Annotated in this window: 21 protein-coding genes; 13 read left to right on the plus strand and 8 right to left on the minus strand. The window is 65.2% G+C overall.

Annotated elements, in window-relative coordinates; all coding sequences use genetic code 11:
• The first annotated feature begins 1 nt into the window (after window position 1).
• Together motD and RT688_RS07620 are read left to right on the plus strand one after the other, a co-directional pair.
• Entirely contained in the window at window positions 2-736 is a 735-nt protein-coding gene (gene motD, locus RT688_RS07615) for a flagellar motor protein MotD (protein ID WP_313704246.1), read from the plus strand.
• 223 nt (window positions 737-959) lie between these two features.
• The gene (locus RT688_RS07620; RefSeq protein ID WP_313704247.1) at window positions 960-1,454 is read left to right on the plus strand and encodes a hypothetical protein; all 495 of its coding nucleotides are present in this window, start codon (window positions 960-962) and stop codon (window positions 1,452-1,454) included.
• A 9-nt stretch (window positions 1,455-1,463) separates the two neighbouring features.
• Here the strand turns inward: RT688_RS07620 and RT688_RS07625 are convergent, their stop codons facing one another.
• Window positions 1,464-2,570, minus strand: a complete 1,107-nt coding sequence (locus tag RT688_RS07625; protein WP_313704248.1) for a M35 family metallo-endopeptidase — start codon at window positions 2,568-2,570, stop codon at window positions 1,464-1,466.
• 231 nt (window positions 2,571-2,801) lie between these two features.
• A complete protein-coding gene (locus RT688_RS07630; protein WP_313704249.1) occupies window positions 2,802-3,860 on the minus strand; it encodes a M35 family metallo-endopeptidase in 1,059 nt (352 codons plus the stop codon).
• Between the two features lie 320 nt (window positions 3,861-4,180).
• On the opposite strand from RT688_RS07630, the gene RT688_RS07635 reads away from it, so the two are divergent.
• Complete coding sequence (locus RT688_RS07635; protein WP_313704250.1) at window positions 4,181-5,500, plus strand: YhjD/YihY/BrkB family envelope integrity protein; 1,320 nt, start codon at window positions 4,181-4,183, stop codon at window positions 5,498-5,500.
• Between the two features lie 243 nt (window positions 5,501-5,743).
• Here RT688_RS07635 and RT688_RS07640 read toward each other — a convergent pair whose 3' ends face one another.
• From RT688_RS07640 to flgA, 6 genes are all read right to left on the minus strand, one after another.
• Window positions 5,744-7,120: a Dyp-type peroxidase gene (locus tag RT688_RS07640; protein ID WP_312548590.1), complete on the minus strand. Its 1,377-nt coding sequence runs from the start codon at window positions 7,118-7,120 to the stop codon at window positions 5,744-5,746.
• 1 nt (window position 7,121) lies between these two features.
• The gene (locus RT688_RS07645) at window positions 7,122-7,820 is read right to left on the minus strand and encodes a hypothetical protein (protein ID WP_313704251.1); all 699 of its coding nucleotides are present in this window, start codon (window positions 7,818-7,820) and stop codon (window positions 7,122-7,124) included.
• Window positions 7,821-7,832: 12 nt separating this feature from the next.
• Window positions 7,833-8,924, minus strand: coding sequence for a catalase family protein (locus RT688_RS07650; RefSeq protein WP_313704252.1), 1,092 nt, complete (start codon window positions 8,922-8,924; stop codon window positions 7,833-7,835).
• Between the two features lie 352 nt (window positions 8,925-9,276).
• Complete coding sequence (locus RT688_RS07655) at window positions 9,277-9,744, minus strand: flagellar protein FlgN (RefSeq protein WP_313704253.1); 468 nt, start codon at window positions 9,742-9,744, stop codon at window positions 9,277-9,279.
• A 6-nt stretch (window positions 9,745-9,750) separates the two neighbouring features.
• Window positions 9,751-10,059, minus strand: coding sequence for a flagellar biosynthesis anti-sigma factor FlgM (gene flgM / locus RT688_RS07660; RefSeq protein WP_312548595.1), 309 nt, complete (start codon window positions 10,057-10,059; stop codon window positions 9,751-9,753).
• Window positions 10,060-10,162: 103 nt separating this feature from the next.
• Window positions 10,163-10,888: a flagellar basal body P-ring formation chaperone FlgA gene (flgA, locus tag RT688_RS07665; protein ID WP_313704254.1), complete on the minus strand. Its 726-nt coding sequence runs from the start codon at window positions 10,886-10,888 to the stop codon at window positions 10,163-10,165.
• A 129-nt stretch (window positions 10,889-11,017) separates the two neighbouring features.
• Here flgA and flgB point away from each other — a divergent pair, with 129 nt between their 5' ends.
• From flgB to flgK, 10 genes are all read left to right on the plus strand, one after another.
• Window positions 11,018-11,437 carry a flagellar basal body rod protein FlgB gene (flgB, locus tag RT688_RS07670; RefSeq protein ID WP_312548598.1) on the plus strand — a complete coding sequence of 140 codons (420 nt, stop codon included), beginning with the start codon at window positions 11,018-11,020 and terminating at the stop codon, window positions 11,435-11,437.
• A 20-nt stretch (window positions 11,438-11,457) separates the two neighbouring features.
• Window positions 11,458-11,859, plus strand: coding sequence for a flagellar basal body rod protein FlgC (gene flgC / locus RT688_RS07675; protein WP_312548599.1), 402 nt, complete (start codon window positions 11,458-11,460; stop codon window positions 11,857-11,859).
• A gap of 18 nt (window positions 11,860-11,877) precedes the next feature.
• Entirely contained in the window at window positions 11,878-12,570 is a 693-nt protein-coding gene (locus RT688_RS07680) for a flagellar hook assembly protein FlgD (protein ID WP_313704255.1), read from the plus strand.
• A 37-nt stretch (window positions 12,571-12,607) separates the two neighbouring features.
• The gene (locus RT688_RS07685) at window positions 12,608-14,143 is read left to right on the plus strand and encodes a flagellar hook protein FlgE (protein WP_313704256.1); all 1,536 of its coding nucleotides are present in this window, start codon (window positions 12,608-12,610) and stop codon (window positions 14,141-14,143) included.
• Window positions 14,144-14,308: 165 nt separating this feature from the next.
• Entirely contained in the window at window positions 14,309-15,049 is a 741-nt protein-coding gene (flgF, locus tag RT688_RS07690) for a flagellar basal-body rod protein FlgF (protein WP_313704257.1), read from the plus strand.
• A 73-nt stretch (window positions 15,050-15,122) separates the two neighbouring features.
• Window positions 15,123-15,905 (plus strand): flagellar basal-body rod protein FlgG, encoded by a 783-nt coding sequence (flgG, locus tag RT688_RS07695; protein ID WP_313704258.1) that lies wholly within the window; start codon window positions 15,123-15,125, stop codon window positions 15,903-15,905.
• Between the two features lie 30 nt (window positions 15,906-15,935).
• Entirely contained in the window at window positions 15,936-16,583 is a 648-nt protein-coding gene (locus RT688_RS07700) for a flagellar basal body L-ring protein FlgH (RefSeq protein WP_313704259.1), read from the plus strand.
• Between the two features lie 16 nt (window positions 16,584-16,599).
• Entirely contained in the window at window positions 16,600-17,712 is a 1,113-nt protein-coding gene (locus RT688_RS07705) for a flagellar basal body P-ring protein FlgI (protein ID WP_313704260.1), read from the plus strand.
• A 10-nt stretch (window positions 17,713-17,722) separates the two neighbouring features.
• Complete coding sequence (flgJ, locus tag RT688_RS07710; RefSeq protein WP_313704261.1) at window positions 17,723-18,661, plus strand: flagellar assembly peptidoglycan hydrolase FlgJ; 939 nt, start codon at window positions 17,723-17,725, stop codon at window positions 18,659-18,661.
• Between the two features lie 63 nt (window positions 18,662-18,724).
• Window positions 18,725-20,680 (plus strand): flagellar hook-associated protein FlgK, encoded by a 1,956-nt coding sequence (flgK, locus tag RT688_RS07715; RefSeq protein ID WP_313704262.1) that lies wholly within the window; start codon window positions 18,725-18,727, stop codon window positions 20,678-20,680.
• The last annotated feature ends 9 nt before the right edge of the window (window positions 20,681-20,689 follow it).

Genomic DNA, 20,689 nt, shown 5'->3' on the forward strand with positions numbered 1-20,689 from the left:
CATGGCGCGCAAACGCTACGACGATGCGCAGCCCCATGGCGAGGACCGTGACCGCTGGCTGATCTCGTATGCCGACCTGATCACGCTGCTGTTCGCCTTTTTCGTGGTGATGTACGCGATCTCCATCGTCAACGAGGGCAAGTACAAGGTGCTGTCCGACGCCCTCGGCAGCGCCTTCGGCGGCAATCCGCAAACCCCGCAGGCCAGCAGCGCGATCGAGCCGCTGCCGCTCTCTGGCATCATCGCGCGCAAGCGCGCGGAAGCGGCCAGGCGCGACCGCGAACGCATGAACACCCTGGCGCGCGACCTGGGTGCCTCGCTGGCGCCGCTGGTCGAATCGGGCAAGGTGCGCGTGGTGCAGACCGCGCGCGGCGTCAGCGTCGAGATCAGCGAGAGCGTGCTGTTCGCGCAGGGCCAGGCGGCGCTGGGCGAAGAGTCGCGCGCGACGCTGGGCGTGGTCGCCGGCCTGCTGAAGGACGACCCGCATGCGATCGAGGTCGAGGGGCATACCGACAACGTGCCGATCGCGAACGGGCTGTTTCCGTCGAACTGGGAATTGTCCGCCGTGCGCGCCAGCAGCGTGGTGCGGCTGTTCATCGAGAACGGCATCGCGCCGGCGCGCCTGACGGCGGTGGGGCATGGCGAGAACCGGCCGGTGGCGTCGAACGATGACGAGGCGGGCAGGGCGCGTAATCGGCGGGTGGCGGTGACGATTTTGGCGGCGCTGCCGGAGTGAAAGAAAATTTCGCATTATCGACTTCGGTGAAATAATCTTTCATCAGCCGTTCCATATGGCGTGGGGTCGAGACCCCACCTTACGGGTAACAGGTTGCGTAGGGTGGGGTCTTGACCCCACGCGCTCTCACCATTCGATACCACGCGCGCTCAAAACTGCCCGGCCTCTTGGCATTTCCGCCTCCCGCCCGCACAATGGAATCACACAAGCATATGGAGCACCCATGCAACGCAGACCCTTCCTGCTCGCCACCGTGATGGCGGCCAGCCTCCTGCCCGCGCTCGCGGGCGCCTCCGCCGGAGACCCACAAGTGGCAGTCCGAAACAAGATCGAGGTCGAATCCGTGAACGGCCGCGCGCTGGTGCACCTGACGGTGTCCAACTACGGCAAGCAGACCATCTGGATTCCGCGCGAAATGGCGGAAGAAAAGGAATTGACCGGGCGCCGCTTCGACGTGCGCGCCTTCGACGGCCGGCCGCTGGCCTACACCGGCAAGATGGTGAAGCGCGCGGCGCTGACGGCGGCCGACTACGTGCCGGTCGCGCCGGGCAAGGAAGTCAAGAACACCATCGACATCACGCCCTCGTACGCCTTCGTGGCGGGCCGACACAGCTACCAGATCGGCTATGACGGCCCTTACCTGGCCGATGTGAAGCAGCTCGACAAGCCGTCGCAAAGCCCCGCGCGGCCGCTGACCTTCATCCACACCGGCAAGTAGCAGACCCGATCAATTCAACGCCGGGGTGTTCTCGGCGAAGTATTCATGCGAGTCGGCGTTGTCGACGGCCTTGGTCGGGTCGCTGATCGCCAGGCTGGCGGCGCCGCTCTGGCCATACACGTGGTCGTCGGTGCCGGCGACGACGTTGAAGTGGCTCATCTCGTGCACCAGGGTGCCGCCCTTCGAATCGGTGCCGGTCAACGGCGCCGACCAGAAGGCCTTGCAGACGTAGATGCGGTACGGCTGAGTCGGATACACGTAGGCGTAGTAGTTCTGGTTGCAGCCGCAATCGACCACCACGCTCTTGTTGTCGAACGCATCCTTGATCGCGTTGAAGTGCGAGCGGACGGTCGAGACCCGGGTCGAGGTCGCGGTGCCGAACCACTTGGTGTAGCGCGGACCCATCGTGGTCTTGGCCATGTAGGTGACCGAGCCGTTGCTCATGGTCTTGGCGGCCGAGATCGCCGAGGCAACCGTGCTCTGCTGCGAGGCGGTGCAGTTCGCATAGCTCAGCGCCATCGGGCTCACGGTGCCGTCGCCGCGCTTGAGCGCTTCCATGATCGGCGAACCCGAACCGCGCGGCAGGCGACCCTCGATGTACAGCGCAGCGGCATCCGACTGCAGTTCGCCGATCTCGGCGCCGCCGGCGGCCGCGCTGACGTCGCCACCGAGGCGGCCCTTGTTGCCCAGGAACAGATCCGGCGAAGCGGTGCGGTAGCGGATCGCGTAGTCGCCCGTCACGCTCATGTCGTACAGGGCCGACAGCTCGACTTTCACCGTATGCGAGGCGCCCGGCTTGAGCAGGTAGTAGTCGGCCGCGGTCGGCTTGGCGCGCTTGACCAGGGCCCCGGTGTAGATCACTTTCTGGCCGTCGCGGGTGATGTCGAACAGCGGCGCGCTCAGCCCCTCGAACGGGGTGCGCGACTTGAGCACGTACTGCGGGCTGTTCGAGGTGTTCGTGATCGTCACCTTGACCACCACGTCGTCGCTCGCGCCGAGCATGTTCTTTTCGGGCGTGACCGAGACCGTCACGCCGTTCGACCCCGCCTGCGCGCCAAAGGCAACGCCCAGTGCCGCGATACCGACTGCCGACTTCAGGATGCTGTTCCAGCTCATGTTTGCTCTCCGTATGTAAGTTGTCGTGGCCGCAAATGCAGCCTTGTTATTGACGAGTTCTCGCTGAAAGCTTGATCTCAATCTAACGAAAACTCACTTACATACTGAGCATTTCATGAGCCCGCAGCAATGCACATCGAATAGTGCGCAGCTTCTTTGCGCAAGACTAATAGATGTGCAAGTTTTTCAATATTTCGCTGGATTTTGCTGTTTAGCCGTGCTAGGCATCCTTCATTGCAAGGGCGGCGTGTTCTCCCCGAAATATTCGTGCGAGTCGGCATTGTTGATCGCTCGCTGCGGCGCGCTGCGCGCCAGCTCGGCCGCACCGCTCTGGCCATAGACGTGGTCGTCGGTGCCGGCCACCACGTCGAAATGGCTCATCTCGTGCAGCAGGGTGCCGCCCATCGAATCCGTGCCGGTCAGCGGCGCAGTCCAGAAGGCCTTGCAAACGTAGATGTTGTAGGGCTGTGCCGGGTAGACGTAGGCGAAATACGGCTCGTCGCAACCGCAATCGACCTTCACCGGCTTGGTCTCGAAGGCGTTCTTGATGGCCGTGAAATTGTTCGTGACCGTGGTCACGCGTGCCGCCTCGTGCGTGCCGAACCAGTTCACGTAGCGCGGGCCCTGCTGCTTGCGGCTGGTCAGGTATTCCACGCCATCGGCGGCCATCGCGGTGCCGGCCGAAAAGGCCTTCGTGATCGATTCCTGCTGGGCGTTCGAGCACTGGCTGAAGCTTAGACCGGCCGGACCGCTGGGGGCGGCCAGGGCAGGCGTCATTGGTGCCACTGCGCCGCGCGGCAGGCGCCCCTCGATCCAGATCGCCGCCTGGCTGGAGGCGAGGTCTCCGACCACGATGTCGGCCCCCGCCTTGGCGCTGGGCGCGGCATTGCTCGTGTGATAGCGCACCGAATAGGCGCCAGTGACCTGCATCTCGTACAGCTTCGACAGCTCGACGCGGGCGCTGCGCGATTCACCCGGCGCGAGCACGATGTAATCGGCTTCGGTCGGCGCCGCGCGCTTCACGTGGCGGCCGAGATAGCGCACCGATAGCCCGTCGCGCGTGATCTGGAACAGCGCGTGCTCGGCCGGCACGAAGGGCGTGCGCCACCTCAAGAGGCGCTGCGGTGTATTGCCGGTATTCGTCAGCGTCACGGTCACGTTGACGTCGTCGCCCTTGCCGAGCGCCGGCTGGTCGGGCGTGACGGTGACGGCGATCGCGCCGTCGGCGTGGGCGGGCAGGGCGCAGGCCAGCAGCAGGGCGGCAGCGGCATGAAGGGCAGGGCGTTGCATGGATTCCTCCGTCGAAAAATGACTCCAAGGAATACTGTGTGCCCGTTGCGAGCGACGGTGCTTGCGCTACGGCAAGCTTGTAGGGTGGGTTCTCGAACCCACGCGGTACGAAGCTCGCGTTGTCGCTCATTTGATCCGTATACCGCAATCAATTGAACGGTCTCCTGAATGGCATGTGCCGGATGCGCAATCCGCTATTGCCTCTGCAGACGGTGAGTCACCGTACTGACCCGTCCTCGCAAAAGGCTTAAGGTGGAAACCAGCCATTTCGCCGTCACGCCACGGCAGCCCGGCACGAATGCCGACCACATGAGGACAACATGAGCGCTACCGATCACGAAAAGCATGAAGCAGAAATCCGCGTGACTGCCGCCGAGCCGAGAGCGAATGCGCAGTTCGACGTACTCAAATCAAAGGCCTCGGATATGCTTTCCTCCCCGTATGTGCGTGGCGCCGCTGTGCTGGGCATCGCAGCGGCGGGCTATGCCCTCGTCAGGCGCAAGAAAACGCCTGTATTCAGTAGGCCCAGCAGGTCCAGCAGGGCAGCGGAACGCAGCGACGACACCGGCGATACCGTGAAGGCGGGTAGTTTTCTCGTACCGTTGGCAGCGTTTCTTGCCTCGGCAGTGAAGAATGCCAATGTCCCCGCACCCGCCCCGGTCCAGGAAGTAAAAGAATATGCCGTGACGCGTCCAGAGAACCGCACATCCGATGCAAAGGACGCGGATACAGCCACAAGCACGCCGCCGCATCCAAAGTTCGAGCAAACCTCGGCGAGCTGGGTCGGCAGGCAGTGGCAAATACTCCTGGCGGCAGCAAACGCATGGATCGATGATTACGCCCCGAGCATGGGGGCAGCGCTGTCGTACTACACACTGTTTTCCCTGGCGCCGCTGCTGGTCCTCGTCATCGCGATTGCCGGGATGGTATTTGGACAGGACGCCGCACAAGGCGCAATCATCGCGCAGCTTCAAGGCATCATGGGTCAGGAAGGAGCGACGGCCGTGCAGGGCTTGCTTCAAGCCGCGCGCGAACCGTCCACCGGAATCCTCGCCAGCATCGTTGGCGGTTTCCTTCTGCTGCTGGGCGCAACGGCCATTTTCGCCGAACTGCAAACCGATCTGGACCGCATCTGGCGCGTGCCGGCGAAAGAAAAACCTTCAGGCATTTGGGGTTGGGTGCGCAGCCGCATCTTATCCTTCGGCCTGGTTCTCGGATTCGCTTTCATGCTGATGGTTTCCCTTGTCGTCAGTGCTGCGCTCGCGGCGACGAGCGAATGGTTGGGCGGTGGAGAGGCAGCGGAAAGCGTGTTGGCGAGCGTACTGAATTTCACCGCGTCGTTTGCCCTCTTCACGGTCCTGTTTGCGATGATCTACAAGATCATGCCAACCGCGAAAATATCCTGGCACGATGTGTGGATGGGGGCCGCGGTCACAGCCTTGCTCTTCAACGTAGGTAAAACCTTGATCGGCTTGTACCTCGCGAAATCGAGCGTGGCCTCGGGCTTTGGCGCAGCCGGCTCCTTTGTGATTCTTGTCGCGTGGTTCTACTATTCCGCGCAGATTTTCCTGTTTGGTGCTGAATACACGTGGGTGTACGCAAACAGCAAAGGACGGAACGGCGGCGCCGGTCGCTCTTAGTCACGTGCTTACGGGACGAGTGGAATAGGTCCCGGAAACAACAACGGCCGCATCCGCGGCCGTCATCAAAAGAGAAGAAAGTAAAACTTTAGCCCAGCACAAACCGCCGCGACGCCCAATCGGAGCCGCTGAGTGCATCGCATTGAAAGGCAAGTATCAACGCCTGACCTGCTCGAATATCTCGTTCGATGTCACGGAAGCTGGATGTTGTTGGCTCTTGCCATCTCCAGCTCCATCGGACCGCTAGCCTGTCCAGCCGGCCTCGCCGATCCAGCGCAGGGCGCTCAGCGACGGCATGAACAGGTATTCGCCGCCCCTCAGGCGATTGAAGGTGGCGACGCCGTCCAGTCGGCGCCTCACCGGCGGCTGCGGCAGCGTGAAGCTGCCGGGCGTCTCGTGCAGGCCGACGACGGCGTCGCGCTCGGCACCAAGGTCGATGAAGTTGCCGCGGTTGATCCACTCCTGCTGGAGAAACTCGATGGTGTCGTAAGCGCGCGCGCTGATGAAGATGAAGAAGATGCCGCGGTCGCCATGCACATCGTCGGCCGCCGTCACGTCGCGGCGCCATTTGGGGCCGAAGGTCGAGGAGCGTCGAATGATGCGGTGGATGTTCACGTCGGTCAGGATCGTCAGCTTGCTGTCGCGCGGGTTCAGGCGCCGCATGTGGGACGCATGCGGGCATACGAAGCCGCGTGGGTCCTTCGAAAAATCGAAATCGTTGTTGCGAGTCGGGTCGGCGCCCAGGTCCGGATCGTCATGCTCGGGCGCGAGGATCAGCGGCGCGCCGCTGCGCCAGCGCCCGACCAGCTTGGCGGCCAGCAGCTCTTCCTCCTGCTCGCCGGAGGCATGGCTGCGCACGAAATCATTGAAGGCGCCGACCTGGCTGGCGTACTTGCGCAGCACCACGAAGGAGCCATTGCGCCCCAATTCAGGCGGATCGGGCATCGCCACCGGCGCCCCGCTCTCGCTGTCTTCGCCGAGGATGAATTCGCCGGCCGCGATCGCACGCTCCTGGCCCGGCACCGGATCGACGCCGCTGCCGGCGACTGCCGGCTGCGAAATCGAATCGCGGAAGCCGAAGGGGTTCTTGGCGTCGGCATCGGCGCCGAAGGCATGGGTGCCGACCAGGGTCACGCCGTGCGAGCGCGCCAGTTCGCCCATGGCCTTGGCGCGCGCGACGTCGAGCGCGGCCTCGTCGCGCGCATAGATCGTCAGCGCGAGGTGGCAGGCGCCGGGGCGAAAGGCCTCGTCCCAGTGTTCGGGCGCATTGCCGCCGATGTCGCGCAGTTGTTCGGCGCGTGCCGCCATGCCTTGCTGGAAGGGCAGGGGAAAACTCTTCAGCGAGGATTCCGGCAGCCCCAGCGCCTTCAGGCCCTGGAAACTGAGAGCTGCGCCAATCCAGGCTTCGCGGTCGTCGGTCCAGCCAGCCGCGGAGGGGATGTGGGCGGCCAGGCGGCGTACCAGGTCGCGTCCTCCCTCCGCCTCGTCGATATGCAGCATCGCGTGGATGCCGACATAGGGTTCGGGGCGCGAGCGCAGGATCAGGGCCTGGATGTCGTCCAGGGCCAGCGTGACCCGTTCGCGCCGGAAGCGCGCCTTCAGATCGGTGAGCAGGCTCATGTCAGTAATCCACCCCTTCCGGCTGCGAGATCGCGGCCGTGAGCGTATCGAGCGCCTTGCGCGTCGTCTCGTCCGCGGGCGGATGCGCGGCCATGGCATCGAAGAAGGCATCCAGCGCCTTTTCCATGCGCTGGTAGCGGCGGGTATCGACCACTGTCACCTGCGGATTGGCGACGAACCAGCCGGCGGCGTCGATCTGGTGCGAGGCAATGAAGTCCTTCACTTGCGGATTGGCGATGCCGGGCCAGCCTTCCACGTTCGCGAACAGCAGGTCCATCAGTTCCGGGATCTTGGTCGCGAAATCGTTGATGTAGCTGTCCCAGTCGCCGTCATAGGTGGTGGCGAACAGGATGCGGGTGTCGTTGTCGAAGAAGACGAAACGCATGTCGTGCAAGGTGGAGACGCGCTGGGCGCCGTCCATATTGCCGTTGGTGAGATCGAAAATGCGGCGCAGGCGGTCGGCGCCGCCCGGCTTGAGCTGCGCGATGGCGGTCAGCTCGGACACGTTGCCGGATTGCTTGCCGGCGCGCCCGGCCGATCTGGCGCTGCCCTTCAGGTCGGGATTGTGCTTTCGCACCATCGCTTCCAGCGCGATCTTCGCAAGATGCGGCGCGTCGTGCGCCACTGCGTCGATGCGGCGCCTGACTTCCTGCAGCCAGGTTTCGTCGTCCAGGCGCGGATCGGTGGTTTTCTCGGTCATGGTTCTGGCTCCTCAGTCGGGAATGTCGGAAGGCTGCGATGGCTCCGTGCGCGGTCGCGCGTTCATCGTGTGGCGATACGCGCTCGAACGCTCATAGGCTGCGCGCCGGATGCGCATGATGCCGCCCAGCGGCCGGTGCGCCTCGATGCCGTTCCATGGGTTGAAGGACAGGATGTCGTCGCCGTACACCTGGCGTCCTGGCGTGGCGCTGCGCTGCGCAGGGAAGCGCAGCGTGGCGATGGGGCGGTGCGGGGAACGCGCCTCGCTCCACGGTATGGCGGCGTCCTCGACCGGCATCGCCGCCAGGTCGACGCACAGCTGCGCCGACAGTTCATATTCCGCGCCCTGTTCGGCGAAGAAGGCGCTGACGGCGTCGCGCATGCAGGCGTCGTGCACCTCGCGCAGCGGCTGGCCGGCCAGCGCGCGTACCTCCGCGGACTTAGGCGCGAGCGCAAGCTTGGCGATGTAGTCGCCGAAGCGGATTGCCGCCTGCGTGTGGTAGGTCTCGCCGAGCGGATGGTGGTTGTCGCGCGCCAGGCCTTCGAGGGTGGCACCCGGCTCCAGGCCCAGTGCCTGCACCAGTTCCTTCGCGCCGCGCGCGGTGCCGGCGACCAGGCGCTGGAAGGTGTCCGGCGCATGCGCGTTCGCTTCGAGCAGCGCCAGCATCTGCTTGTACTTCGGGATGGTGCCGAAAGCGAGCACCGGGAAGTTCACCATCAGGAAGTCCTGGTTGGCGCCGGCAATGTCGGGCGACAGGCGTTCGCCGTCCACGCCCATCACCTTGAGCGCAAAGCCGCGCGGGGCGGGAATCTTGTCGGAGTGGATGTCGCCGGGCGCCGAGGACAGGCGCGCGACCACCTGGTAAGTGCGCGCCTCGGCAAAGATCCCCTGGCGCAGCTCGGGCGGCAAATCCGCATGGACCTCGAGCTCGCCCACCAGCAGGCCGTTCGACTTCGCATGGGCGTCGCGGATCCCGTGGCGGTGGCGCTCGAAGGCGCAGCGGTTGGTAGCCGCCATCCGTTCGACGATCTCTTCGGTCAGGCGCGCTTCGTCTTCAGCGACCGTTTCGACATCCGGGGTGTAGGGAAGGGAAAGCAAGATCATACCCTCCAAAAAAGTTGCTTTAAATGCATCATTGATGGGTATGTTAGGCGATAATTTGTTGCACCGCAACCGAGAGCACGCTCTAGCGTGCGGCTTGACGCTGCGGCCATCCGGGGCGTGCCCGGACCACCAACGCATCGGAGCTTGTGCGATGCGGGCAAGCCAAGCGGCGCCTGTCAGGCCGAACTGCACGCTCTCGTATCTGGAGCGTTGCCGGTTTAGAACGGTCCAGATGGGTCAGCTTTCGGCGCGAGGCGGCGCAATCGAGCGACGCCAGCTGGCCAGGTCTTGAGCGCACCCAGAAACAACAACGGCCGCATGCGGCCGTCATCAAAAGAGAAGGAAGTAAACCTCAGCCCAGCACGAACCGCCGCGAGGCCCCGGCGCCAAAGGTCTGCCCATTGGCTCCATACAAGGTCGAATCCGCGCCGCCGGTCGGCGTACGCAACGCCTGCAGCACCGTCTGGTTATGCGCCATCTGGCGATTGATCAGCATGCCATTCACCCGGTTCAGTTCCTTGGCCTCCGCCGTGCGCGCCAGCAGTTCGGACCAGGACGAGCGCATAGCCTCGTCGCCATGCGCCGCCAGCCAGGGTTCCATGCCGGCTTCCGCCGCTTGGAAACCCGCGCCGCCCAGGGCCGCGTGGCGCTGGCGCGAGAGTTGCGCCAGTTCCTGCACCAGCGCGACCTTGCGCGGCGTGACTTCTGCCAGTCCGTCCGCATCCGCCGCCACCAGCAGCTGCTGTTCCTGCTTCATCAGTTCCACCAGCGCGTCGATGCGCTGGCGTTCGGCGGGGAGGGTGGCGGTCGGACTGGTCATGGTGCTTTATCGGTTGCGTGAGTGGAGCAGGTCGCGCACGGTATCGAGCAAGCCGTCCGCGATCCTTTCGGAATTGACTTGGAACTGCCCATCGGCAATTGCCATCTTGATACGTTCAACTTTCTTGGCGTCGAACACTTCGTTCGCCTTGCCGGTGCCGCTCGTTGCCTGGGCTTGCGACGACAGGCGTACGCTGTCGGTCTGGGCCGGGGCGGCGGTGGCGGCAGCCTTTTCCGCCTGCTTCGCGTTGGCTGCCGTGGTCTGATTCTGTTGTTGCAGGCCTTGCGGGCCTTTGAGGGTATCGTTGATTTTCACAGCATCATCCTTCTCGGTTCGGAGCAGGAACTCCGGGATCTGCACTGTGTAACGGCCGACCAGGCCCAAACTTTAGCGCGGATCCGCAAACAGAGAGGTTTTTTTACAATGCCACTTCGACGATCCCGCCCATCCGTGCCGTGCCGCTGATGATGGCCCCGCGCGGGGTGCGTACCTGCACCACCTGGCCTTCGCCGGCGTTGCCGATCGCCTTGCCTTCGCCCGAGACCGAGAAGTTTTCTCCACGAGAAACGATACGCACCGCCTGGTTCTGCTGCACCACCGGTTTGCTCTTCAGCGAATCCAGGCGCAGCGGGGCGCCGGCCGGCAGCGAGACGATGGGCGTGCGGCCGATCGCCTGCGCCATGTCGGTGACGATCCCGTTCGGCATGGCGGCAATGTCGCCCTGCATCGTGGTCAATTGCCCGGCCTCGATGGCTTGGCCCTGGGCCAGCGGCACGGCGGCGGTCACGTAGTCGGCGATCACGCTCACCTGGGCCTGCAGGAAGATGCTCCATGCCGGGGCCGTGCAGCGCACGCCGACCGTGGTCTTGCCCCAGGGGCGGGCGCCCGGTTGCTGGAAGGCTTCCGGCGCCGGGCAGGCCGGCAGCGACAGGCGCGGGTCGACCGCGCCGATCTTGACGGTCACCTTGCCCGGCAGGCCGGCGCTTTGCGTCTGCAGATAGTGTTCGGCCACCTTGCGCAGCGCGGCGCCGTCCTGGCGCGCGCCTGGCGTCTGTGCCAGCGCCAGCGGCGCGGCCAGCAGCAGGAGGGTGAACAATCTCAAATTCTTGAACATGGCAAAAGAATGCTTTTCGATGGCTGCCATCTTAGGCGTCTTGATGCCGCAGTGAAACTTTGAATAGCCGGGGTTTGGGGCTCCTTATCCTTCGATTGGGTTGTGTTGCTCAAACGTATGATTCACGCTGTCCCAACCAGAAATCTGCCCGGAGGCGGCATGATCGGCAAACTCGACAACTACTTACGCTTCAACGAAACGGCGCTGTCCCTGCGGTCGCAGCGCCAGGAACTGTTGGCGTCCAACATCGCCAACGCCGACACCCCGAACTTCAAGGCGCGCGACATCGACTTCGCCAGCGCCATGCAGGGCGCCTTGTCGCGCGCGGCGAACCCCGGCAATCCACTGGCCGCCACCAATGCGCGCCACCAGCAGCCGGCCGCCGACGGCAAGGCGCTGCCCGACGGCACCCCGGTGCTCTACCGCGGCGTGGTGCAGGGGGCGGTCGACGGCAATACGGTCGACATGGACGTCGAGCGCAACCAGTTCGCCGACAATGCGCTGCGCTACGAAGCCGGCATCACGATGATCAACCACCAGATCCGCGGCCTGCTGGCAGCGATCCAGAACGGGCAATAAGCCTTCAGAGGTCAGCCATCATGTCGCTCTTTAATATCTTCAACGTCTCCGGCTCGGCCATGAGCGCCCAGGCCCAGCGCCTGAACACGGTCGCCAGCAATCTCGCCAACGCCGACAGCGCCACCTCGAGCACCGGCGAAGCCTACCGCGCCAAGCAGGTCGTGTTCGAGGCGGTGCCGATGGCCACCGGCGGCACCGGCGTCAAGGTGCGCGAAGTGGTCGAGGACCCGTCGCCCCTGAAGCAGGTCTACGATCCCAAGCATCCGATGGCCGACGAGAAGGGCTATGTCTCGATGCCGAACGTGAACGCGGTGGACGAGATGGTCAACATGCTGTCGGCCTCGCGCTCGTACCAGAACAACGTCGAAACCATGAACGCGGCGAAAAGCATGCTGCTGAAAACCCTGACCCTGGGTCAATAATCCTAACGAGCCACCGATATGTCCACCGTAAACAGCGCCGCGTCCGGCACTTCGATCAACGACCTGATGGCGACCATGAACGCCAAGAAGACCGAGAAGGATGGCGTCCAGGCCGACACCGACAAGTTCATGACCCTGCTCGTGACCCAGCTGAAGAACCAGGATCCGCTGAACCCGCTCGACAACGCCCAGGTGACCAGCCAGCTGGCCCAGCTCCAGACCGTGACCGGCGTGAACAAGCTCAACGAGACGCTCGAGACGCTGAAGTCGAGCTACCAGTCGAGCGAGGCGCTGGCGGCGACCAACCTGATCGGCCACGGCGTGCTGGTCGAAGGCAGCAACCTTACCCTGGTGAAAGGCCAGTCGGTGTTCGGCATCGACCTGGCGACCGCGGCCGACAACGTGCAGGTGATCGTGACCGATCCGAAGACCGGCAAGGACGTGGCCACGATCGAGATGGGCGCGATGGAAGCCGGCGCCACCCCGCTGGCCTGGGACGGCAGCTCGGATGCGGTCGACGCCGCCACCCTGGCCGACGGCGGCTACACCTTCCGCGTGGTCGCCACCCGCGGCGGCCAGCCGCTGACCGACGTCAAGGGCCTGAGCCTCGACAGCGTGGCCAGCGTCAGCACCAATTCCAAGGACGGGGTGAAGATCAACCTCGCCGGCAAGGGCGCCGTGACGCTCGACGATATCAAACAAGTCTTGTAAGCCAAGCCGCTTACCTTTCCCATTCAAGGAGAACCACATGTCTTTTCAACAAGGTCTGAGCGGCTTGAACGGTGCTGCGAAATCGCTGGATGTCATCGGCAATAACATCGCCAACGCCAGCACGGTCGGCTTCAAGGGCGCGCAGGCGCAGTTCGCCGACGTCTATGCCAGCTCGCTGAACGGCGCCGGCGGCATGACGGCCGGTATCGGCACCAAGGTGTCGCAGATTGCCCAGCAGTTCACCCAGGGCAATATCGAATCCTCGAACAACTCGCTCGACATCGCCATCAACGGCCAGGGTTTCTTCCGTACCGTGTCCTCGGGCATGGTGCAGTACACCCGCAACGGCCAGTTCTCGCTGGACAAGGAAGGCTACATGGTCAACGCGGCCGGCTCGAAGCTGACCGGCTACGGCGTGGGCGTCACCGGCCAGGTGCTGGCCGGCGCCCCGGTGCCGCTGCAGATCAACACCGCCAACCTGAAGCCGGTCTCGACGGCCAAGGTCGGCATCGAGATGAACCTCGACTCGCGCGCCGCGGCGCCGGCCGTGAACCCCTTCGACGCAGCCGACCCCAACACCTACAACAAGCAGACCCCGATCGACGTCTACGACACGCTGGGCAACCCGCACGTGCTGTCGACCTTCTACGTGAAGAACGGCTCGGGCACCTGGGACGTCTACGCGGCCAACGACGGCACCGAGATCACCAACCTGAAAGTGGCCCAGGCCGCCCAGGGCGACACCGCCGACTTCGCGGCCGTGAACGCGGCGCGCGCCGCCTGGGACGCGGCCACCAAGGCGATCCCGCCGGTGGCGGCAACGATTTCCGCCGCGCTGGCGAACTACGCCACCGAGGCGTCGCGGATGGTGTCCGCGGCGGCCGGCACGGCAGGCGCCGATGCCGCCGGCCAGGCCGCGATCGTCGCCGCCGGCGGCGACGCGGCGCGCATCGCCGGCGCTTCGCCGGACCAGGTCGACAAGGCCATCGCGGCCGCGGTCAAGGTCCCGGCGGTGCCGATCGGCACCCTGCGCTTCGACGAGAACGGCGCCTTGAACGCGGTCACCACCCCGAACGGCGGCAAGTTCAACATCGACCTGCCGATCTTCCCGTCCACCGGCTCCACCCCGATCCAGACGATGGAAATCGCCTACACCGGCACCACCCAGTATGGCACCTCGACCAGCGACAAGAAGCTGGTCCAGGACGGCTACACCGCCGGCAACCTGCAGCGTTTCTCGATCGGCGAAGAGGGCGTCATCCTCGGCCAGTACAGCAACGGCCAGAGCAAACCGCTGGGACAGGTGGTGCTGGCCAATTTCACCAATCCCAACGGCCTCGAGCCGCTCGGCAACAACGCCTGGGCCGAGTCGGCCGATTCGGGCACGCCGCTGGTCGGCGTGCCGGATTCGGGCAGCTTCGGCGTGCTGCAGTCGTCGGCGGTCGAGACCTCGAACGTCGACCTGACCGCCGAGCTGGTCAACATGATCACCGCGCAGCGCGTGTACCAGGCGAATGCGCAGACCATCAAGACCCAGGATTCGGTGTTGCAGACGCTGGTGAACATGCGCTAAGCGTGATTGGTTCGGCGCCGCGTTTGTTCAAGCGGTGAGACGGCGTGGGTACGAGTACCCACCCTACGAAAAACGGTTTGGTAGGGTGGGTACTTGTACCCACGCGGTATGCCGCCGCAGCACATCGAAACGCATCACCCGGCACGTACAACGAAGGAAACAACAATGGACCGCCTGATCTACACCGCCGCCTCCGGCACCAAGCACATCCTGGAACAGCAGGCGACGACCTCGAACAACCTGGCGAACCTGAACACGACGGGTTTCCGCGCCCAATTGGACACCTTCCGCGCCGTGCCGGTGCAAAGCGAAGGCTTGCCGACCCGGACCTTCGTGGTCAACAACACGGTCGGCGCCGATTTCTCGTCCGGCCCGCTGCAGATCACCGGCCGCGACCTCGACGTCGCGGTCAAGGGGCCGGGCTGGATCGCAGTCCAGAACCCGGACGGCACCGAAAGCTATACCCGCAACGGCGCCCTGCAGATGAGCCCGAACGGCGTGCTGACCACCACCGGCGGCCAGACCATCATGGGCGAGGGCGGTCCGATCACGATCCCGCCGGACGTCACGGTCACCGTCGGCGGCGACGGCACGATTTCCACGGTCTCGAACGCCGAGCGCCCGGCCGCGCCGGTCATCCTCGGCCGCCTGAAGCTGGTGAACCCGCCGACCCAGGACCTGGTGCGCGGCGACGACGGCCTGTTCCGCCTGAAGGATGGCGGCAGCGCCCAGGCCGACCCGTCGATCCGCGTCGCCGGCGGCGCGCTGGAGGGCAGCAACGTCAACGCCGTGGACGCCATGGTGACCATGATCGGGCTGGCGCGGTCGTTCGAAACGCAAATGAGCCTGATGAAGAACGCCGAGAATAACGCCGCGAAAGCCAGCCAACTCCTCGCTTTGAACTAAGTGTTTCTCCAGCATAATTCTATTATGCATGGCGGTCGGACCCTTCCGATCCCGCCGCCAAAAGGAGAAACCCATGATTCGTTCGCTGTTCATCGCCAAGACCGGCCTCGAGGCGCAGCAGACCAACCTCGACGTCATCACCAACAACCTCGCCAACGTCAGCACCAACGGCTTCAAGCGTTCGCGTGCGGTGTTCGAGGACCTGCTGTACCAGACCGTGCGCCAGCCTGGCGCCCAATCGTCCCAGCAAACCAACCTGCCTTCCGGCCTGCAGCTGGGCACCGGCGTGCGCGCCGTCTCGACCGAGCGCATCTTCACCCAGGGTAACCCGCAGGAAACGGGCAACTCGAAGGACGTGATGATCAACGGCACCGGTTTCTTCCCCGTGCTGCTGCCCGACGGCACCCAGGCGTATACCCGCGACGGCTCCTTCCAGGTCGATGCCAACGGCACCCTGGTCACCTCCAGCGGCTACCCGGTGCAGCCGCCGATCACGATTCCCGCGAATGCCGAGACGATCACCGTCGGCCGCGACGGCACCGTGTCGGTGAAAACGGCCGGCACCACCGCCACCACCCAGATCGGCAACCTGCAGCTGATGACCTTCGTGAACCCGGCCGGCCTGGAGTCGAAGGGCGAGAACCTGTACATGGAAACCACCGCCTCGGGCAACCCGAACGCGAACACCCCGGGCACCAACGGCGCCGGCGTGCTGATGCAGGGTTACGTCGAGACCTCGAACGTCAACGTGGTCGAGGAAATGGTCAACATGATCCAGACCCAGCGCGCCTACGAGATCAATTCGAAGGCGATCACGACTTCCGACCAGATGCTGCAGAAGCTGGCCCAGCTGTAATCGTTCGCCGTCATCGTTCACGTTCACACCATGACCAAACTCGCTTTCATCGCGGCCGCCGTGGTCCTCACCGGCTGCGCCACCACCCCGAGCTCGATCGTGCAGGAAACGCGCAGCGCGCGTCCGCCCCTGGCCGAGGTCGCGCCGCCGACCGACGGCGCGATCTACAACGCCGCGCGCTACCGCCCGATGTTCGAAGACCGCCGGGCGCGCCAGGTGGGCGACCTGTTGACCATCAATATCGTCGAGAAGACCTCGGCCAACAAGAGCGGCGCCAGCTCGGGCAACAAGTCGGGCAGCGCCAGTTTTGGTTTGCCGGGCCCGCTGCAGTCGCGCCTGGGCGCGAGCGTGGCCACCGAAGGCGGCATCAAGTTCGCCGACGGCGACAACCAGAGCGCCAGCAATGCCTTCACCGGCACCATCGGCGTCACCGTCACCGAGGTGCTCTCGAACGGCAACCTGATCGTCGCCGGCGAGAAGCAGGTCGCCATGAACAAGGGCATCGAGTTCATCCGCTTCTCGGGCATGGTCAGCCCCGACACCATCCAGACGGGCAATGTCGTCTCGTCGACCGTGGTGGCCGACGCGCGCGTCGAGTACCGCACCAACAGCCGCATCGACCGCGCCGAGGTGAACTCGATGATGTCGCGCTTCTTCCAGTCGCTGCTGCCGTTCTGATTTTTCCGGAGTGATGATGCGTTTTACCTTTCCGCTGCTGGCGCTCTGCGCCGCTCTCGCAAGCACGCTCGCCGCACCGATGGCCCAGGCCGAGCGCCTGAAGGACATGGCCAGCATCGCCGGCGTGCGCCAGAACCAGTTGTCGGGCTACGGCCTGGTGGTGGGCCTGGACGGCACCGGCGACCAGACCAGCCAGACCCCGTTCACCGTGCAGTCGATCATCGCCATGCTGCAGCAGAAGGGCGTGAACCTGCCGCCGACCGGCCAGCTGCAACTGAAGAACGTCGCGGCCGTGATGGTCACGACCTCGCTGCCGGCCTTTGCCCAGCCGGGCCAGACCATCGACATCACTGTCTCCTCGATCGGCAACGCGAAGAGCCTGCGCGGCGGCACCCTGCTCATGACGCCGCTGCACGGCGCGGACGGCCAGGTCTACGCCATGGCGCAAGGCAACGTGCTGGTGGGTGGCGTGGGCGCCTCCGCCGGCGGCGCCCAGGTGCAGGTGAACCACCTGTCGGTCGGCAAGATCTCGGCCGGCGCCACCGTCGAGCGCGCGGTGCCGTCGAACCTGGGCGAGAACAACCAGATCCGCCTGGAGCTGAACGACACCGACTTCGCCACCGCCAGCCGCGTGGTGAGCGCCGTGAACGACCAGTTCGGGGCCGGCACCGCCACCGCCCTCGACGGACGCGTGATCCGCGTGCGCACCCCGGCCTCGTCGGACGCGCGCGTGAGCTTCATCGGCCTGCTCGAGAACATCGACGTCAAGCCGGCCGCGGCCGCCGCCAAGGTGATCCTGAATGCGCGCACCGGCTCGGTGGTGATGAACCAGGCCGTCACGCTCGACACCTGCGCGATCTCGCACGGCAACCTGTCGGTGACGATCGGCGCCGACCAGAACGTCAGCCAGCCGGCGCCGGGCTCGCGTGGCCAGACCGTGGTCACGACCAGCCCGACCGTGGAAGTCAAGAAGGACCCGGGCAAGGTGCTGCTGGTGAAGGGCGGCGCCTCGCTGGCGGAAGTGGTGAAGGCCATGAATTCGATCGGCGCGACCCCGCAGGACCTGCTGGCCATCCTGCAGGCGCTGAAGGCCGCCGGTTCGCTGCGCGCCGAACTCGAGATCATCTGAGGACGCCCGCATGATTCCTTCCAAGCACGACCTGAGCAGCAAGTTCGCGCTCGACGTCCAGGACCTGGGCAAGCTGAAGCAGTCGGCCAAGGCCGGCTCGAACGACGCCATGCGCGGCGCCGCGACCCAGTTCGAGGCCCTCTTCATCAACCAGATGATGAAGACCATGCGCGAGGCCACGCCCCAGGAAGGCGTGATGGACAACCAGCAGACCAAGATGTTCACGTCCATGCTCGACCAGCAGCTGAGCCAGAACCTGGCCAAGCGCGGCATGGGCCTGGCCGACGTGCTGGTGCGCCAGCTGTCGGTGCAAAGCGACGCCAAGGCGCTGGCGATCGGCGCCGATGCCGGCACCTCGTCCGCCGTGGTCGGCAGGAACGGCGTGGCCGAGGCGCTCGACATCCCGGTCAAGGGCAAGCTCGGTCCGCTGAAGGAAGGCCTGGACGCCGGCCTGCAGACCCAGGGCATCAACGGCGCCGGACGGGTCCAGCCGGCCCACGTGCGCGCCTTCCAGGAAAAGCTCGGCGCCCACGCGGCCGCGGCGGAAGAGGTCACCGGCGTGCCGGCCAAGTTCATGCTGGGCCAGGCGGCGCTCGAAACCGGCTGGGGCCGGCGCATGATCCGCAATGCCGACGGCACGAACGCCAACAACCTGTTCGGCATCAAGGCCGGCCCGGGCTGGAAGGGCAAGGTCGCCACCGCCGTGACCACCGAATACATCAACGGCAAGCCGCACCAGAAGGTCGAGAAATTCCGCGCCTACGACAGCCCGGGCGACTCGTTCAAGGATTACGCGCGCATGCTGGCGAACAATCCACGCTACGAGAAGGTGCTCGACAGCGCCGGCGACGCCTCGGCCTTCGCGCACGGCCTGCAGCGCGCCGGCTATGCGACCGACCCGAACTACGGACACAAACTGTCAAAAATTATCAAGCACTCCCTTGCCTAAGCGGGCGGCATTCAAGTTTTGGCAAGATCTGCCGTAGAACATAACAACAGATAGAGAAACGACATGTCCGGAAACCTCCTCAGCATCGGCAAGACTGGCCTGTACGCGGCGCAGACGGCGCTGGCGACGACCGGCCACAACATCACCAACGCCAACGTGGACGGCTACAGCCGCCAGGGCGTGGTGCAGGCCACGTCGACGTCGATGGAGTTCGGCTACGGATTTGTCGGCACCGGCACCAAGATCGCCGAGATCAAGCGCTACAGCGACGAGTTCCTGAACAACCAGGTGCGTACCGCGACCGCCTCGAAGTCCTCGCTCGACGCCTACTACAACCAGATCAGCCAGATCGACAACCTGCTGGCCGACACCACCTCGGGCCTGTCTCCGGCGCTCCAGAACTTCTTCTCGGCGGTGCAGGAAGTGGCCGGCAACGGTGCATCAAGCCCCTCGCGCCAGGCCCTGCTGTCCGCGGCCGAGACCCTGTCCGGCAGCTTCCAGCAGATCGACGCGCGCCTGGAGGAAATCGATTCCGGCGTGAATACCGAGATCGAGACCAACGTCAACCTGATCAACGCCTACGCGCGCCAGATCTCGGAGCTGAATGCGAAGATCGGCTCCTACGGCTCGATCGAAGGGCGCCAGCCGAACGACCTGCTCGACCAGCGCGACCAGCTGGTGATGGAGCTGAACAAGCACGTCAAGGCGACCGTCACGGCCGGCAGCAACAATGCGCTGAACGTCTCGATCGGCACCGGCCAGCCGCTGGTCGTGGGCCAGCAATCGTTCCAGCTGGCGACGATGAAGTCGCCGACCGACCAGACCCGCCTGACGGTCGGCTATGCCACCGCCGACAAGGTGGTGGCGCTGCCGGAAAGCGCGCTCGCCGGCGGCGAACTGGGCGGCCTGCTCGAGTTCCGCACCAACACCCTGGACCGCGTCCAGAACCAGATCGGCCGCCTCGCGATCGGCCTGGCCTCGACCTTCAATGCCCAGCACAGGCTCGGCATCGACGCCACCGGCCAGCAGGGCAAGGATTTCTTCGTGCAGGCCCCGGCCTACGTCGCCGCGGCGGTGGACAACGCCATCACCAGCACCGCCAAGGTCGGCGCGGCCGTCCTTGATCCCACCAAGCTGACCGACAGCGACTACAAGATCGAGTCCGACGGCACCGACTTCTACATCACGCGCCTGTCCGACCGCCAGAAGACCAAGGTCGAACCCTACGACCCGGCCGGCACCACCTTCGAGAAGGATGGCGTCGCCTTCACGATCACCGGCAACGCCGCCGCCGGCGACAACTACCTGGTGCGCCCGACCGTCTATGGCGCATCGAGCATGGACGTGGCCCTGACCCACGTGAACCAGGTCGCCGCCGCCACGCCGATCGCGACCGCCGTCCCGAACGAGAACAAGGGCAGCGCCAAGCTGAGCGCCGGCACCGTGGACAGCAGCTTCTTCGGCACGCCGCCCAGCCTGCCGGTCACGCTGCGCTACGACAGCGCCGCCGGCAACCTCTCGGGCTTTCCGAGCGGCGCCACCGTGACGATGACGCTGAACGGCACGACCACCACCCATACCGGCGGCAGCGCGCCCTACAAGGCCAACGCCACCTACAGCTTCGGCGGCATGAGCGTGAGCACCAGCGGCGTGCCGCAGGATGGCGACCGCTTCACCATCAGCGCCAACACCGGCGCCAGCGCCGACACGCGCAACATGCACGCGCTTGCCTCGCTGCAGACCACCAACATTTTCGACGGCGGCAAGGCCACCTACCAGTCGGCCTTTGCCCAGACCGTCAGCACGGTCGGCAACAAGACGCGTGAAGTGCAGGTCAACCTCAACGCCAACGACGCCCTGCTCAAGCAGGTGCAGGGCGCCGCGCTCGACGTCTCGGGCGTCAACCTGGACGAGGAAGCGACCAACCTGCTGAAGTACCAGCAAGCCTACCAGGCGGCCGGCAAGGTGATGCAGATCGCCAGCAGCATCTTCGACACCCTGCTGTCGATCGGACGCTGATTCGGCAGC

The organism is Massilia sp. (assembly GCF_032106685.1).
Lineage (GTDB): Bacteria > Pseudomonadota > Gammaproteobacteria > Burkholderiales > Burkholderiaceae_D > Telluria.